Origin of the sequence: Enterobacter sp. K16B, assembly GCF_020216105.1 — a bacterium.
GTDB lineage: Bacteria > Pseudomonadota > Gammaproteobacteria > Enterobacterales > Enterobacteriaceae > Enterobacter > Enterobacter sichuanensis.
Map to the genome: position 1 here is coordinate 39,473 of NZ_JAIWJZ010000052.1, position 16,461 is coordinate 55,933.

General features: G+C 55.4%; 12 protein-coding genes. 6 read left to right on the forward strand and 6 right to left on the reverse strand.

Annotated features, from left to right (window positions below; all coding sequences use genetic code 11):
- Window positions 1-96 precede the first annotated feature (96 nt).
- On the forward strand, window positions 97-2,487 hold the full coding sequence (locus LDK53_RS11925; protein ID WP_094917957.1) for a glucose/quinate/shikimate family membrane-bound PQQ-dependent dehydrogenase: 2,391 nt from the start codon (window positions 97-99) through the stop codon (window positions 2,485-2,487).
- Between the two features lie 91 nt (window positions 2,488-2,578).
- On the opposite strand, the gene cueO is transcribed toward LDK53_RS11925, so the two are convergent.
- The gene (cueO, locus tag LDK53_RS11930) at window positions 2,579-4,147 is read right to left on the reverse strand and encodes a multicopper oxidase CueO (protein ID WP_225287282.1); all 1,569 of its coding nucleotides are present in this window, start codon (window positions 4,145-4,147) and stop codon (window positions 2,579-2,581) included.
- A gap of 145 nt (window positions 4,148-4,292) precedes the next feature.
- Here cueO and LDK53_RS11935 point away from each other — a divergent pair, with 145 nt between their 5' ends.
- From LDK53_RS11935 to speD, 3 genes are all read left to right on the forward strand, one after another.
- Entirely contained in the window at window positions 4,293-4,640 is a 348-nt protein-coding gene (locus LDK53_RS11935; protein WP_025756784.1) for a YacC family pilotin-like protein, read from the forward strand.
- A 115-nt stretch (window positions 4,641-4,755) separates the two neighbouring features.
- Window positions 4,756-5,625, forward strand: coding sequence for a polyamine aminopropyltransferase (gene speE, locus LDK53_RS11940; RefSeq protein WP_225287283.1), 870 nt, complete (start codon window positions 4,756-4,758; stop codon window positions 5,623-5,625).
- Window positions 5,626-6,420, forward strand: coding sequence for an adenosylmethionine decarboxylase (gene speD / locus LDK53_RS11945; RefSeq protein WP_025756782.1), 795 nt, complete (start codon window positions 5,626-5,628; stop codon window positions 6,418-6,420).
- Between the two features lie 31 nt (window positions 6,421-6,451).
- On the opposite strand, the gene yacL is transcribed toward speD, so the two are convergent.
- Both yacL and acnB read right to left on the reverse strand, forming a co-directional pair.
- Window positions 6,452-6,814 (reverse strand): protein YacL, encoded by a 363-nt coding sequence (gene yacL / locus LDK53_RS11950; RefSeq protein WP_014830673.1) that lies wholly within the window; start codon window positions 6,812-6,814, stop codon window positions 6,452-6,454.
- A 190-nt stretch (window positions 6,815-7,004) separates the two neighbouring features.
- Window positions 7,005-9,602 (reverse strand): bifunctional aconitate hydratase 2/2-methylisocitrate dehydratase, encoded by a 2,598-nt coding sequence (gene acnB, locus LDK53_RS11955; RefSeq protein ID WP_032672437.1) that lies wholly within the window; start codon window positions 9,600-9,602, stop codon window positions 7,005-7,007.
- An 893-nt stretch (window positions 9,603-10,495) separates the two neighbouring features.
- Between acnB and LDK53_RS11960 the strand changes: the two genes are divergently transcribed.
- Window positions 10,496-12,055: a DUF3300 domain-containing protein gene (locus LDK53_RS11960; RefSeq protein WP_225287284.1), complete on the forward strand. Its 1,560-nt coding sequence runs from the start codon at window positions 10,496-10,498 to the stop codon at window positions 12,053-12,055.
- A gap of 10 nt (window positions 12,056-12,065) precedes the next feature.
- On the forward strand, window positions 12,066-12,857 hold the full coding sequence (locus LDK53_RS11965; RefSeq protein ID WP_225287285.1) for a DUF2950 family protein: 792 nt from the start codon (window positions 12,066-12,068) through the stop codon (window positions 12,855-12,857).
- A gap of 63 nt (window positions 12,858-12,920) precedes the next feature.
- Here the strand turns inward: LDK53_RS11965 and traT are convergent, their stop codons facing one another.
- From traT to aceF, 3 genes are all read right to left on the reverse strand, one after another.
- A complete protein-coding gene (traT, locus tag LDK53_RS11970) occupies window positions 12,921-13,652 on the reverse strand; it encodes a conjugal transfer complement resistance protein TraT (protein WP_025756777.1) in 732 nt (243 codons plus the stop codon).
- 195 nt (window positions 13,653-13,847) lie between these two features.
- Window positions 13,848-15,272, reverse strand: coding sequence for a dihydrolipoyl dehydrogenase (lpdA, locus tag LDK53_RS11975; RefSeq protein ID WP_003856313.1), 1,425 nt, complete (start codon window positions 15,270-15,272; stop codon window positions 13,848-13,850).
- 175 nt (window positions 15,273-15,447) lie between these two features.
- Window positions 15,448-16,461 (reverse strand): dihydrolipoyllysine-residue acetyltransferase (gene aceF, locus LDK53_RS11980; RefSeq protein ID WP_225287286.1); only part of this gene is annotated, 1,014 nt, incomplete at its 5' end.

The window sequence follows — 16,461 nt, forward strand, 5'->3', positions numbered from 1 at the left end:
TTATAAAAAGCAAATATTGTGATTCCGATCACACTTGTTAATACCTATAATTAGTTGCTAGCAAATTATTAACAAAAACTGACGAGTACACTTTCTATGGCTGAAACAAACTCTAAACAGCCGCGTCTACTGGTGACACTAACAGCGCTATTCGCCGCCTTCTGCGGCCTGTACCTGTTAATCGGTGGCGTCTGGCTGGTCGCGATCGGCGGCTCCTGGTACTACCCGATTGCGGGCCTGGTTATGCTTGGCGTAACCGTCCTGCTCTGGCGTAGAAAACAATCCGCACTGTGGCTTTACGCCGCATTACTCCTCGCAACCATGATCTGGGGCGTCTGGGAAGTCGGCTTCGACTTCTGGGCACTGACGCCGCGCAGCGACATTCTGGTGTTCTTCGGTATCTGGCTGATCCTGCCGTTCGTCTGGCGTCGCCTGATTGTGCCGTCCAGTGGTGCCGTTGCGGCGCTGGTGGTGGCCCTGTTAATCAGCGGCGGCATCCTGACCTGGGCCGGCTTTAACGACCCGCAGGAGATCAACGGGACGCTGAATGCAGAATCCACGCCTGCGGCGGCGATCTCGCAGGTCGCTGACGGTGACTGGCCAGCCTACGGGCGTAATCAGGAAGGCCAGCGTTACTCCCCGCTGAAGCAGATCAACGCTGACAACGTTAAAAACCTGAAAGAAGCCTGGGTATTCCGTACCGGCGATCTGAAGATGCCGAACGATCCGGGTGAACTGACCAACGAAGTCACGCCGATTAAAGTGGGCAACATGCTTTATCTGTGTACGGCGCACCAGCGTCTGTTCGCGCTCGACGCGGCCACCGGTAAAGAGAAATGGCACTTCGATCCGCAGCTGAACTCTAATCCATCCTTCCAGCACGTCACCTGCCGTGGCGTTTCTTACCATGAAGCGCGTGCGGATAATGCGAGCCCAGAGGTTATTGCCGACTGTCCTCGCCGCATTATGCTGCCGGTGAACGATGGTCGCCTGTTCGCGATTAACGCCGAAACGGGCAAGCTGTGCGAAACTTTTGCCAACAAAGGTATCCTCAATCTGCAGACCAATATGCCGGACACCACGCCGGGTCTGTATGAACCGACTTCACCGCCCATCATCACCGATAAAACCATCGTGATTGCGGGTTCGGTTACGGATAACTTCTCCACCCGCGAAACCTCTGGCGTTATTCGTGGTTTCGACGTGAACACCGGTAAACTGCTGTGGGCCTTCGATCCGGGCGCGAAAGATCCAAACGCGATCCCGTCGGATGAACACACCTTTACCTTTAACTCGCCGAACTCCTGGGCACCGGCCGCGTATGACGCGAAGCTGGATCTGGTCTACCTGCCTATGGGTGTGACCACGCCGGATATCTGGGGCGGAAATCGCACACCGGAGCAGGAGCGTTATGCCAGCTCTATCGTGGCGCTGAACGCGACCACCGGTAAACTGGCCTGGAGCTATCAGACCGTTCACCACGACCTGTGGGACATGGACATGCCGTCCCAGCCGACGCTGGCGGACATTACCGTTAACGGTAAAACCGTGCCGGTGATTTATGCTCCGGCGAAAACCGGTAACATCTTCGTGCTGGACCGTCGTAACGGCGAGCTGGTCGTCCCTGCGCCGGAAAAACCGGTTCCGCAGGGTGCAGCAAAAGGCGACTACGTCACCAAGACGCAGCCGTTCTCTGACCTGAGCTTCCGTCCGAAGAAAGACCTCAGCGGAGCAGACATGTGGGGCGCCACCATGTTTGACCAGCTGGTGTGCCGCGTGATGTTCCATCAGCTGCGCTATGAAGGTATCTTCACACCGCCGTCTGAGCAGGGCACGCTGGTCTTCCCGGGTAACCTGGGGATGTTCGAATGGGGCGGGATCTCCGTTGACCCGAACCGTCAGGTGGCAATTGCCAACCCAATGGCGCTGCCGTTTGTCTCTAAGCTGATCCCGCGCGGTCCTGGTAACCCGATGGAACAGCCGAAAGACGCGAAAGGCAGCGGTACCGAAGCCGGTATTCAGCCGCAGTACGGCGTGCCGTTTGGCGTGACGCTGAATCCGTTCCTGTCTCCGTTTGGTCTGCCGTGTAAACAGCCTGCCTGGGGTTATATCTCCGGTCTGGATCTGAAAACCAACGAGATCGTGTGGAAAAAACGTATTGGTACCCCGCAGGACAGCATGCCGTTCCCGATGCCGGTTCCGGTGCCGTTCAATATGGGTATGCCAATGCTGGGTGGCCCAATCTCTACCGCCGGTAACGTGCTGTTCATCGCGGCAACCGCAGATAACTACCTGCGCGCGTACAACATGACCAACGGTGAGAAACTGTGGCAAGGCCGTCTGCCAGCCGGTGGACAAGCGACGCCGATGACCTATGAAGTGAATGGCAAGCAGTACGTTGTCATCTCCGCGGGAGGTCACGGTTCGTTTGGCACGAAGATGGGCGACTATATTGTCGCGTATGCGTTGCCGGACGATGCCAAATAAATGCAAAACGGCAACGAAAGTTGCCGTTTTTAGTGTTTGTTCCCTCTCCCCGTGGGAGAGGGTCAGGATGAGGGCATCTGGCCGCACCGCTTTATACGGTGAACCCCAGCATCATCCCCGTATCCTCATGCTCGAGTAGATGGCAGTGCGCCATATAGGCAAACTCTTTCGGTGCATCGTGGTCAAACTTCACCAGCACCTCACTGACGCCGCCTTCCACTCGCACCGTATCCTTCCAGCCAGCGCGATGCGCATCCGGCGCTTTGCCGTTCTCAGAGAGAATACGGAACTGGGTGCCGTGGATATGGAACGGATGCAGCATCATGTCCCCTTCACCTGAAATCACCCAGCGCTCAAACGCCCCTTTTGCGGCAGCAAACATCGGCGTGTTCATGTCGAATGCTTTGCCGTTGATCATATTAGCGTTGTGGAAATCAAAGCCATGGTCACCGTGGTTCATGTTCCCCATACCGCCCATTTTGCCGTGGTCCATATTCATGTGGCCCATCATCTGTCCGTGATGCATTCCCGCCATCGCCTGATTACCGTATTTCTTCATCAGGGCCTGCATACCCATCATGTCGAGCATCGGGTCCATGGCGAGCTGGAGCTTCCGCTGGGTTAACCCTTCGAGGGACGGTAGTGCCGGGAGCGTAGTCAGGATATCTGGCAGCGTACCGGAAGCGGTCACCTGCAGCGGCTGAATACGCAGCACCGGATGCGCCTTATCAAAGGGCGCAACCGCCATCCCCATCTGGCTAACCGGCAGCGTCACCAGGTCAAACGCTTTGCCGTCGCTGATATCCACCAGCACTTCAAAACGTTCCCCCATCAGCATCGGTAATTCATTCACCTTCACCGGCTCTGGCAGCAGTCCCCCGTCGCTGGCCACCACGTACAAAGGACGTTTATCGCTGGTGGCGAAATTGAGTGAGCGTGCGTTACACCCGTTGAGCAGGCGCAGGCGCAGCCAGCCTTTCGGTGCGGCGTGCTGAGGGTAAATCGCACCGTTGGTCAGCAGCGTATCGCCAAACCAGCCGACAGCCGCGCTCATGACGTCAAGCCTGTAGTCAATTTCCCCGTCAGCAGTGAACTTCTTGTCCTGCACAATCACTGGCACGTCGTCGATGCCCCACTGTTCAGGCAGGCGCAGCAGACGGCTTTCGTCGTCTTCAATCAGCACCAGCCCCGCCAGCCCCATCGCTACCTGATGGCCGGTTTTGCCATGCTGGTGCGGGTGGAACCAACAGGTTGCGGCGCGCTGTTGCGGCGTAAAGGTAACGCTGCGCTTGCCGCCCGCCTTGATGACTCCCTGCGGCCCGCCGTCCACCTCGCCCGGCACTTCCAGACCGTGCCAGTGCAGCGTCGTCTCTTCGGCGAGCGTGTTGTGGATATCTACCGTCACCGCCTGCCCTTTGCGTAACCGAAGCGCCGGACCGAGCAGATTGCCGTTATAACCCCACGTGGTGGCGCTGTGTGCGCCGAACGTCGTTTTACCGGACTGAACAACAAGCTGGATACGGCTACGGGCGTCAGCGGTCAGTAAGTCGGGAATGGGCAAGGCAGGTCTGTCAGCCGCAAAAACCGCGCGACTCCAGAGAGGTAAGGCGCTGGCCGCTCCCAGCGCGATGGAATATTTCAAAAAATCACGGCGTTGCATGTTCATTTCCTTATTTCCAGCAGGCGATCTTTTGAGCATAAACCCTCCCCTTACCGGAAGGTCAAGTAAAGCGGCAATAATAAAGATCGTCGCACTGGCATCAAGTATGCTAACGTTAATTTTCCGTGAAGCAGTGGTAGAAGCAATGAAGACGTTTTTCAGGACAATTTTGTTCAGTAGCCTGATGGCAATGTGTGCGAACAGCTATGCGCTAAGTGAAAATGAAGCGGAAGATATGGCCGACTTAACGGCGGTTTTTGTATTCCTGAAAAATGATTGTGGCTACCAGAATTTACCCAACGGCCAGATTCGCCGCGCGCTGGTCTTTTTTGCCCAACAGAACCAGTGGGATCTCAGCAACTACGACAGCTTCGACATGAAGGCGCTCGGTGAAGACAGCTACCGTGACTTAAGCGGTATTGGCATCCCCACTGCAAAAAAATGCAAAGCGCTGGCTCGCGATTCACTCAGCCTGCTCGCCTACGTGAAATAACCTTTCCGACGCCCCTTGTTGAACCTATAGCCGTGCAACCGCGGTTATAGTTAGCTATCATGTTTCGCTCATTTTTTGTGAGTGTAACGGATGTTAACAAAGGAGGAGTCCGCGTATGGCCGACCACACGTTGTGGCATGAAACACTGCATGACCAGTTTGGTCAGTACTTTGCCGTTGATAACGTGCTTTATCATGAAAAAACCGAGCATCAGGATCTAATCATCTTCGAGAATGCCGCCTTTGGCCGCGTCATGGCGCTGGACGGCGTGGTGCAAACCACCGAACGCGATGAGTTTATCTATCATGAGATGATGACCCACGTCCCGCTTCTGGCGCACGGGCACGCAAAACACGTGCTGATTATCGGCGGTGGCGACGGCGCAATGCTGCGCGAAGTTTCCCGTCATCAGTCCATTGAAACCATCACCATGGTGGAGATCGATGCGGGCGTGGTCTCTTTCTGCCGTCAGTATCTGCCCAACCACAATGCCGGTAGCTACGACGATCCGCGTTTCAGGCTGGTGATTGACGATGGTGTCAACTTCGTTAACCAGACAACCCAGACCTTTGACGTCATTATCTCCGACTGTACCGACCCGATCGGTCCTGGCGCGTCGCTGTTTACCTCCTCCTTCTACGAAGGCTGCAAGCGTTGCCTGAACCCAGGCGGGATCTTCGTGGCGCAAAATGGCGTCTGCTTCCTGCAGCAGGATGAAGCGCTCGACAGCCATCGTAAGCTGAGCACATATTTCGGCGATGTCAGCTTCTATCAGGCCGCTATTCCAACCTACTACGGTGGGATCATGACCTTTGCCTGGGCCACGGATAACGATGTCCTGCGCCATCTCTCCACCGAAATTATCCAGGCACGCTTCCATCAGGCGGCGCTCACGTGCCGTTATTACAATCCGGCGGTCCATACCGCAGCCTTTGCCTTGCCGCAGTACCTGCAAGATGCACTGTCCTCCCAGGGGGTGAACTAATTGAAAAAGCTTAAACTGCATGGCTTTAACAACCTGACCAAAAGCCTGAGTTTTTGTATTTACGATATCTGCTATGCCAAAACAGCGGAAGAGCGCGATGGTTACATCGCCTATATCGATGAACTCTACAACGCCAACCGTCTGACAGAGATCCTGACAGAAACCTGTTCGATCATCGGCGCAAACATCCTGAATATCGCCCGACAGGATTATGAACCCCAGGGCGCCAGCGTGACCATACTGGTCAGTGAAGAGCCGGTCGATCCGAAGCTCATCGACAAAACTGAACATCCGGGCCCGCTGCCGGAAGTGGTTGTGGCCCACCTTGATAAAAGCCACATCTGCGTACATACCTACCCGGAAAGTCATCCGGAAGGTGGGCTGTGCACGTTCCGCGCCGATATCGAAGTGTCGACCTGCGGCGTGATTTCCCCGCTAAACGCGCTGAACTATTTAATCCACCAGCTGGAATCGGATATCGTCACGATTGATTATCGCGTGCGTGGTTTTACCCGTGATATCAACGGGATGAAGCATTTCATCGACCATGAAATTAACTCCATTCAGAACTTTATGTCCGACGACATGAAATCGCTGTACGACATGGTGGATGTGAACGTCTATCAGGAAAACATCTTCCACACCAAGATGTTGCTGAAGGAGTTCGACCTGAAGCATTACATGTTCCATACCCGGCCAGAAGACTTGAGCGAAGAGGAGCGCAAGGTCATCACAGACCTGCTCTGGAAAGAGATGCGCGAAATCTACTACGGCCGCAATATTCCGGCCGTGTAAAACGCACGAGGAGCAAGGACGCTCCGGTAAGCTATTTCTGTTTCATGAACGCCCGGTACGCCGCCACAACCTGCAGAAAGTCCTCTACGCCGCACAGCGACAGGCTCTCTTCGTCGTAGTAGCTCATCCCCTCTTCCATCTCATCACCCGAAAATTCAAGCTGGTTGGCGCGCACCATCACCTCTTCGCCATCCATCCACAGCGTGTATTCATGTCCGGCACGTTGCCAGGAACGTTCACTGCCTTTCACCGTATTTGCCGCCTGTTCAACTTCATCAAGCAGGGCGAGATTCTCTTTCACCTCTTCGTTAAACCAGTGTCCTACGGCTTCGTGGCCCATCGACATACGCACTTTCACCACCCCAGTGATGTCGCGCAGAAATTCGTAATCCATAGTGTTTTCCTCTGCAAAGCCATTACGTTAATTATCGCAGCAGAGAGGAAGAAAAAAAGCGTGAGAGGTGGGAGGAATGAAAATAAAAAGGTGAGAGCAAGGCCCTGCGGCCTGATGCCCTCACCCCGTCCCTCTCCCACGGGAGAGGGTGCAAATACTAAAAACCGTCTCGCAGAGACGGTTTTGCTGTTTATACCGCCGTCTGGAAGATAACCCCGTCAGCCTTCTCGGTGTATTGAGAGAGCTGGTCGAAGTTCAGATAGCGATAGGTATCCACCGCAGTCTTATCCACCTGAGCCACGAAGGTCTGGTACTCTTCCGGCGTTGGCAGTTTGCCAATCAGCGCCGCAACCGCCGCCAGCTCTGCAGACGCCAGGTAAACGTTCGCACCGGTGCCTAAACGGTTCGGGAAGTTACGGGTCGAGGTGGAGACCACCGTCGCACCGTCGGCTACGCGCGCCTGGTTACCCATACACAGGGAACAGCCAGGAATTTCAATGCGCGCACCGCTCTTACCAAACACGCTGTAGTAACCCTCTTCGGTCAGCTGAGCCGCGTCCATACGGGTTGGCGGCGCCACCCACAGACGGGTTGGCAACTGGCCTTTATGGGTATCCAGCAGTTTACCGGCAGCACGGAAGTGACCGATGTTGGTCATACAGGATCCGATGAACACTTCGTCGATCTTCTCCCCCTGAACTTCAGAGAGCGGACGCGCGTCGTCCGGATCGTTTGGCGCACACAGGATAGGCTCTTTGATATCCGCCAGATCGATGTCGATCACCGCCGCGTACTCAGCGTCAGCATCGGCTTCCAGCAGCTGCGGATCGGCCAGCCATTTTTCCATGCCCTGGATACGACGCTCCAGCGTACGACGGTCGCCGTAGCCTTCTGCAATCATCCACTTCAGCAGCACGATGTTCGAGTTCAGATACTCGATAATCGGCTCTTTGTTCAGCTTGATGGTACAACCCGCAGCGGAACGCTCCGCGGACGCATCGGTCAGCTCGAATGCCTGCTCAACTTTCAGATCCGGCAGACCTTCAATCTCCAGAATGCGGCCAGAGAAGATGTTTTTCTTCCCTTTCTTCTCAACGGTCAGCAGGCCCTGTTTAATCGCATACAGCGGGATCGCGTGAACCAGGTCGCGCAGGGTGATACCCGGCTGCATTTTGCCTTTGAAACGCACGAGTACGGATTCAGGCATATCCAGCGGCATCACGCCGGTCGCCGCCGCGAACGCCACCAGACCAGAGCCCGCCGGGAAGGAGATACCAATTGGGAAACGGGTATGGGAGTCACCGCCGGTACCCACAGTATCCGGCAGCAGCATACGGTTCAGCCAGGAGTGGATCACGCCGTCGCCCGGACGCAGGGAAACGCCGCCACGGTTCATGATGAAGTCTGGCAGCGTGTGGTGCGTGGTCACGTCAACCGGTTTTGGATATGCCGCCGTGTGACAGAAGGACTGCATCACCAGGTCAGACGAGAAGCCCAGGCACGCCAGGTCTTTCAGCTCGTCACGGGTCATTGGGCCAGTGGTATCCTGAGAACCGACGGAGGTCATCTTAGGTTCGCAGTAAGCGCCCGGACGAATGCCGGCGACGCCGCACGCGCGGCCCACCATTTTCTGCGCCAGCGAGTAACCGCGATTGCTTTCCGCGACGTCTTTCGCGCGACGGAAAACGTCTGAGTGCGGCAGACCCAGCGCTTCACGCGCTTTGGTCGTCAGGCCACGGCCGATGATCAGTGGAATACGGCCACCGGCGCGCACTTCATCGATCAGCACGTCGGTTTTCAGCTCAAAGCTCGCCAGCAGTTCGTTAGTTTCGTGGTTACGCACTTCCCCTTTGTACGGGTAAACGTCAATCACGTCGCCCATATTCAGGTTAGAAACATCCACTTCGATCGGCAGTGCGCCTGCATCTTCCATGGTGTTGAAGAAGATGGGTGCAATTTTACCGCCGAGGCACAGGCCGCCACCGCGTTTGTTCGGCACATGCGGAATATCGTCACCCATGAACCACAGCACGGAGTTGGTCGCAGATTTACGGGAAGAGCCGGTCCCCACAACGTCACCCACGTAGGCCAGCGGGAAACCTTTTTTCTGTAAGGCTTCGATCTGTTTGATCGGACCGACAACGCCTGGCTGATCCGGTTCGATACCTTCACGGGCGTTTTTCAGCATCGCCAGGGCGTGCAGAGGGATATCCGGGCGAGACCACGCATCCGGCGCCGGAGAGAGGTCATCGGTGTTGGTTTCACCGGTCACTTTGAAAACAGTGACGGTAATTTTTTCAGCCAGAGCAGGACGGTTCAGGAACCATTCGGCATCAGCCCAGGACTGCATGACCTGCTTCGCATAGACGTTGCCTGCTTTGGCTTTTTCTTCCACATCGTAGAAGTTATCGAACATCAGCAGCGTGGAAGAGAGCGCTTTAGCGGCAATCGGCGCCAGCTTGTCGTTATCCAGCGCGTCAATCAGCGGATGAATGTTGTAACCACCCTGCATGGTGCCGAGCAGTTCAATGGCTTTTTCAGGAGTAACCAGTGGGGAGGTGGCTTCGCCTTTGGCGATAGCAGCAAGGAATCCGGCTTTTACGTAGGCAGCTTCATCTACGCCAGGCGGTACGCGGTTGATCAGCAGATCTAACAGGAATTCTTCTTCGCCCTTAGGCGGGTTCTTCAGCAGCTCGACGAGCGCGGCCATTTGGGTTGCATCTAACGGTTTGGGTACAATTCCCTCGGCGGCACGTTCTGCTACGTGCTTACGGTATTCTTCTAGCACGACGGTTCTCCTCGCTCTCATTGTCATATGCGGCGGGCGTTCTCTTCACGCTCCTGTGAGACAGCAGTTTGTAGGGTAAATGCCCGATACCGCGTCGGGCAGCATAGCAGGATTTCTGCACAGTGTTAATCCGTTTACAAAAAAGCAACATTAAAAAGTTTGCTGAATCGTTAAGCATGGTGTAGCGGAGAGATGAGGCGAATTTTGGGTACAAAAAAACCGCCTCACAGCGGTTAATTTGTTGCCTTGCGGTGATAGCACACCGGGCTGGCAGATTTGCGGCAATACACTCGACACTAATATTGCTCTTCAGTAAGAAAATCTGCAAGTCCCTTCCTGGCGTTTACGAGCCGCCATCCAGTTTCGGATGAAAAAGGATGCAACTGCATTTCCCCGCTTCTCAGCGCTTACCTACTGTAATACTGTTGCACCCGGCCTGCTTCGCTGGTGTAGCAACCAGTCACCGGGCCCGGGAGCAGTTCCGTAACCTACGCGGCAATACACTTATTTGCCTGGTTCTGCCTTTCCCGGAGGGGAATGAACCCGCGTAGCCTTTACAGGAACGCACGCAATGGAGATGCGAATCACTGCGCTGATCGTTGCGCTCGGTTTACTGCTTACCGCACTCCACGGTGGCTGGAATATATCCGACATCACGGTGCTGTTTGTCGTTAACCTCGGCAACTAGCTGCTGGCCGCTCGCAAGAGCGGCCTTCTGAATTCCCTGCGTTTTTTCCCGCATCGCATATAATTGTGTAATAAATACTCACACTCTTTATCCGGACGTACCGGACGCTTCCCAATAAAAGTCAAAACTGTAAAAGACGGGTGAATAATACTCACGCCAACCGTAACGCCTCACGGCACAGCGCTGGTCTCGTTGGAGTCATTTTATGAAGTTGCCCTTTAAACCACATCTGCTTGTCCTTCTCTGCAGTGCCGGGCTGCTTGCCGCCTCAGGCGTCATGTTTGTCAAAAGCCGTGCAACGGAACCCGTTGTGCCAGCCCCCGTCGCACAACAACCGGCTGCACCGGCTACGCCTGCCGCAGCACAACCCGCCCCTGTCGTCGCGCCAACGTATTCTGCCGCGCAGATCGATCAGTGGGTTGCTCCCATCGCGCTCTACCCGGACGCCCTGCTGTCACAAATTTTAATGGCCTCGACTTACCCGGCCAACGTGATCCAGGCGGCCCAGTGGTCAAAAGATAACCCTAAAATGGAAGGGGACGCCGCGATTCAGGCCGTCGCCAGCCAGCCCTGGGATCCCAGCGTAAAATCGCTGGTCGCCTTCCCTCAGCTTATGTCGCTGATGGGAGAAAACCCGCCGTGGGTTCAAAATTTAGGTGATGCGTTCCTCGCGCAACCGAAAGATGTGATGGATTCCGTTCAGCGCCTGCGCGCGCTGGCACAGAAGACCGGCGCCCTGCAATCGACGCCTCAGCAGACGGTCACCACCGTCACAAAACCGGCACCGGCGAAAACCAGCACCGCCGAATCAACCACAACCACCGCGTCAGCACCCGCCCCAACGGTGATCAAAATTGAATCCGCCGACCCGCAGGTCGTTTACGTTCCCACCTACAACCCCAATACGGTTTACGGGACCTGGCCAAACACCGCCTATCCACCAACGTATCTCCCTCCGTCACCCGGGGAGCAGTTTGGTAACAGCTTCGTCAACGGCTTAGGTTTCAGCCTGGGTGTCGCCACAACCTATGCCATTTTCAGCAGCATTGACTGGGATGATGACGATGACTGGGATCATCACCATGACGACTGGGATAATCACGGCGGCTATAACCGCAACGGTGATAACAACATCAATATTAACGTTGAGAACTTCAATAAAATCAGCGGACAGCGCCTGACGGACGCCAACCGTACCTGGCAGCATAACCCGGCTTATCGGGAAGGGGTGCCCTACCCCACGAATCAGCTCAACTCGCGATTCCACTCCACCAGCACGGCAACCGGGTTAAGTTCAACACAGCAAAAACCGGTTAACCGCGACAGCCAGCGTCAGGCGGCCCTGAGCCAGATGGAGAAATCAACGGGTAAAACCTTCCCCCAAACGGCGCGTCCCGCCACGAAAGATATGCAACGTCAGGCCTCAAGCGAACAGCTGAAGCAGATTTCGCAACGCAATAACTACCGTGGCTACGACACCAACCCGCAGACGGTGAAGCGCGCCACCACGCAGCAGCGAGAAAACCGTCAGGCTGCAACCCAGAGACAAGAGAAACGAGTCTCACAACCTGCGCAGCAGCGCACGCTTCAGCAGCGAAACAGCCAGCCCCGGGCCAACGCGCTGAGCGGAAACGACAGCCGCTCCGCGAACTGGCAGGCGCAGCAGCAACGTGGTGCGCAAAGCAGACAACTCGCCGCCCGCCAGCAGCAGACGCGTCAGGCATCTGCTGGACGCGCTGAACGCCGTGAAATTCGACATCGCTAAGGGAACCGACATGAAAAGTAAACTTCTCAGTGGACTGGTGCTGTTCATGCTTTCCGCTTCGGCGATGGCGCAGCAAGCCTTCATCACGCCCGACCAGGCGACCGATGCGCTGGCAAAAGCCATTAGCGAGCATAACGAGCGCGCGATGAGCAATCTGCTTGGCGAGAACTGGCGCGATTTTCTGCCCCCGGAAGGCGTTGACCCGGATGCCGTCGATCGTTTCCTGCGCGACTGGAAAGTGCGTCATAACACCGTTGTCGAAGGGGATACGGCGCATCTTGTCGTTGGCGACAGCGGCTGGCAGCTTCCTATTCCGGTGATTAAAACCAGCGCTGGCTGGCAATTCGATATCAAAGAAGGTGCTGAAGAGATTCTGACCCGCGAAATCGGACGTAACGAGCTCGCCGCCATTGAAGCGTTACATGCCTACGTTGATGCGCAGCAAAGCTACTTTGCGATGAACCAAACCTACGCGCAGAAAATTGTGAGTTCGGAAGGGAAAAAAGACGGTTTGTACTGGCCCGCGTCACCCGGGGAAGCCCCTAGCCCGCTCGGCCCGGCATTTAGCCCGAAAGAACCGGGTACCGGCTATCACGGCTACCGTTTCCGGATCCTGCCGGAGAGCAACGGTTTCGCGATGGTGGCCTGGCCGGTCAGCTATGGCCAGACGGGCGTAATGAGCTTTGTGATAAACCAGGACGACAAGGTTTACCAGGCCGATCTCGGTAGCGATTCGGCGCAGAGAGCCCAGGCGATCACCTCATATAACCCGGATAAAACCTGGCAGCCCGTCGCGCCCTGAATGCCGCCAACGGGCTGAGTGTTATAAGCCGGGTATGGCAGCGCTGCCACCCGGCTTTTTAACTTACAGAATATTGGCGACCGATTTCGCCAGCTGCGCTTCGAGAACCGGTTTCGCTTCCTCGAACTTCAGATTGACTTTGTTAGCGTTCGATACCACGCGGGTCTGATACTTCGCGCGATCGCCCTGCTCGCTGCTGGTTTGCAGTTTCACGCCAGACGTCCCCTGACGCAGCGCCGCGATGTTATCGGTAGTAACTTTCGCTTTGCTACGCTCAGAGATCTGCAGGTCGGTTACCATGGTGTAGTTCACATCTTCCACCATCGCATCGGCAGCCATGCCGATCAGACCAGCCGCCAGGCCTACGCCCAGCGCCGCCCCCGAAGAATTACTGTTATAGGCAGTGATACCGGCACCCAGTGCAGCGCCAACGGCGGCACCTTCATAACCGGTTTTCAAATAGCCCTGGGCTTCGCGCAGGTCCATTTTGTCCGCTTTAAGGACGTTAGCCTGCACCCAGTAGTAGGCGCTGTCAGGCGAGGACGTGACTTTGTACCCTTTGGCGCTCAGATCGTTTGCCAGCAGCGTCTGCAGGTTGCTCATGTCTTTATCAGAGGTATTTTTGACCTGAATGTAGACCGTCTTCTCACTGGATGGCTCAAGCCAGATGGTTTCACTCATCTGCGTTTTTACTTCCAGGTTGCGCTTCTTCACCGCCGTCGTCATCGCGCCGCACCCGGTCAGCGTCATCACTGCCGCTAATAAGCCAATCCCCATCACTTTCTTCAAAGACATGTTATTTCCTTTTTGCGTGTAATCAAAAATCCAGATCGTTAACCGTGCGGCCAGTAGCTACACAATGGTGAAAAAAGTATCGGCAGACAGACGCAAATTTTTAGGGGAAATAACAATAAGTTACCTACCATAACGGGTAGTTTTCAGGCAAAAAAAACGCCTCCAGAGGAGGCGTCAGGCAATCACGGAAGAAACTTACTTCTTCTTCGCTTTTGCGTTTGGCAGGTCGGTAATGCTGCCTTCGAACACTTCTGCCGCCAGGCCAACGGACTCGTGCAGAGTCGGGTGAGCGTGGATGGTCAGCGCGATGTCTTCCGCGTCACAGCCCATTTCAATAGCCAGACCGATTTCACCCAGCAGCTCGCCGCCGTTGGTACCGACAATCGCACCACCGATAACGCGGTGAGTCTCTTTGTCGAAGATCAGTTTGGTCATACCGTCTGCGCAGTCGGACGCGATAGCACGGCCAGAAGCTGCCCACGGGAAGGTAGCCGTTTCGTAGCTGATGCCTTTCTCTTTCGCTTCTTTCTCAGTCAGACCAACCCATGCAACTTCTGGCTCGGTGTAAGCGATAGATGGGATCACTTTCGGATCGAAGTAGTGTTTCATGCCTGCGATAACTTCAGCGGCAACGTGACCTTCGTGAACACCTTTGTGCGCCAGCATTGGCTGACCGACGATATCGCCGATAGCAAAGATGTGCGGCACGTTAGTGCGCAGCTGTTTGTCAACGCGGATGAAGCCACGGTCGTCCACTTCCACGCCAGCTTTGCCCGCGTCGAGGTTTTTACCGTTCGGCACACGGCCGATAGCCACCAGCACGGCGTCGTAACGCTGTGGTTCGGAAGGGGCTTTTTTGCCTTCCATGGAAACGTAAATACCGTCTTCTTTCGCTTCAACGGCAGTCACTTTGGTTTCCAGCATCAGGTTGAATTTCTTGCTGATGCGTTTGGTGAAGACTTTAACGATGTCTTTGTCTGCAGCCGGGATAACCTGGTCGAACATTTCAACCACGTCGATCTCTGAACCCAGCGCATGGTATACGGTACCCATTTCCAGACCGATGATACCGCCGCCCATAACCAGCAGGCGTTTTGGAACGGTTTTCAGTTCCAGTGCATCGGTGGAATCCCACACGCGTGGATCTTCATGTGGAATGAATGGCAGTTCGATTGGGCGAGAGCCTGCCGCGATGATCGCGTTGTCGAAGTTGATCACGGTTTTGCCGTTTTCGCCTTCAACTTCCAGGGTGTTCGCACCGGTGAATTTACCCAGACCGTTAACCACTTTCACTTTACGGCCTTTGGCCATACCCGCCAGACCGCCGGTCAGCTGAGTGATAACTTTCTCTTTCCAGGTACGAATCTTGTCGATATCGGTTTTCGGCTCGCCGAAGACGATACCGTGTTCAGCCAGTGCTTTGGCTTCTTCGATAACTTTCGCTACGTGCAGCAGCGCTTTAGAAGGGATACAGCCGACGTTCAGACAAACACCGCCGAGGGTGCTGTAACGTTCTACGATGACGGTTTCCAGACCTAAATCCGCTGCGCGGAATGCTGCGGAGTAACCTGCTGGGCCTGCCCCAAGTACTACGACCTGAGTTTTGATTTCTGTGCTCATCATGACCTCTTAATTTATACCCGTCGTCCACCGGGTCGTTCTATCCGCCCGTATTTTACAAAATTGTTAACAATTTTGAAACAACAAACGGCTCACGAATTATCGCTTACACCAATAACCTCATAAACCCCATGAGATTATCAGAAAAAAGCCGGCCGACCGGCCGGCTTTTCGATTACATCACCAGGCGGCGAATGTCGCTCAGCATGTTGTTGATGATGGTGATGAAACGCGCACCATCAGCACCGTCGATCACGCGGTGGTCGAAGGACAGAGAGATTGGCATCATCAGACGCGGCACGAACTCTTTGCCATTCCACACCGGCTCCATCGCGGACTTGGACACACCGAGGATCGCCACTTCCGGCGCGTTAACAATCGGTGCGAAGTGGGTCGTACCCAGGCCGCCGATGCTGGAGATAGTGAAGCAGCCGCCCTGCATTTCGCCGGCAGTCAGCTTACCATCACGCGCTTTTTTGGAGATGGTGGTCAGTTCACGGGACAGCTCAGTAATGCTCTTCTTGTTCACGTCTTTGAAGACCGGAACAACCAGACCATTTGGCGTATCAACCGCAACACCGATGTTGATGTATTTCTTCAGCGTCAGCTTCTGGCCGTCTTCGGACAGAGAGCTGTTGAAGCGTGGCATCTGCTCAAGGGCAGCGGCAACGGCTTTCATGATGAAGACCACTGGGGTGAATTTCACGTCCAGTTTACGCTTCTCAGCTTCAGCGTTCTGCTGTTTACGGAACGCTTCCAGATCGGTGATATCGGTTTTGTCGAAGTGCGTAACGTGCGGGATCATCACCCAGTTACGGCTCAGGTTCGCACCAGAGATTTTCTGGATACGGCCCAGTTCCACTTCTTCGATTTCACCGAACTTGCTGAAGTCCACTTTCGGCCATGGCAGCATGCCCGGGATACCGCCGCCAGCGGCTGCAGCAGGTGCAGCTTCGGCGCGTTTCACCGCGTCTTTCACGTAGGCCTGAACGTCTTCACGCAGGATACGACCTTTACGGCCGGTCCCTTTCACTTTCGCCAGGTTCACACCGAACTCGCGCGCCAGGCGACGAATCAGCGGGGTCGCGTGGACGTAAGCATCATTTTCAGCGAACTCAGATTTTTCAGCTTTAGCAGCAGGGGCAGCGGCAGGTTTAGCAGCCTGAGCCGGTGCAGCGGCAGGTGCCGG

What these genes read in the sequence shown, in the direction of transcription:
- LDK53_RS11960 (WP_225287284.1), top strand. Translation starts at nt 10,496, where the DNA reads ATGAAGTTGCCCTTTAAACCACATCTGCTTGTCCTTCTCTGCAGTGCC.
- cueO (WP_225287282.1), bottom strand. Translation starts at nt 4,147, where the DNA reads ATGCAACGCCGTGATTTTTTGAAATATTCCATCGCGCTGGGAGCGGCC.
- speE (WP_225287283.1), top strand. Translation starts at nt 4,756, where the DNA reads ATGGCCGACCACACGTTGTGGCATGAAACACTGCATGACCAGTTTGGT.
- yacL (WP_014830673.1), bottom strand. Translation starts at nt 6,814, where the DNA reads ATGGATTACGAATTTCTGCGCGACATCACTGGGGTGGTGAAAGTGCGT.
- LDK53_RS11965 (WP_225287285.1), top strand. Translation starts at nt 12,066, where the DNA reads ATGAAAAGTAAACTTCTCAGTGGACTGGTGCTGTTCATGCTTTCCGCT.
- LDK53_RS11925 (WP_094917957.1), top strand. Translation starts at nt 97, where the DNA reads ATGGCTGAAACAAACTCTAAACAGCCGCGTCTACTGGTGACACTAACA.
- LDK53_RS11935 (WP_025756784.1), top strand. Translation starts at nt 4,293, where the DNA reads ATGAAGACGTTTTTCAGGACAATTTTGTTCAGTAGCCTGATGGCAATG.
- traT (WP_025756777.1), bottom strand. Translation starts at nt 13,652, where the DNA reads ATGTCTTTGAAGAAAGTGATGGGGATTGGCTTATTAGCGGCAGTGATG.
- lpdA (WP_003856313.1), bottom strand. Translation starts at nt 15,272, where the DNA reads ATGAGCACAGAAATCAAAACTCAGGTCGTAGTACTTGGGGCAGGCCCA.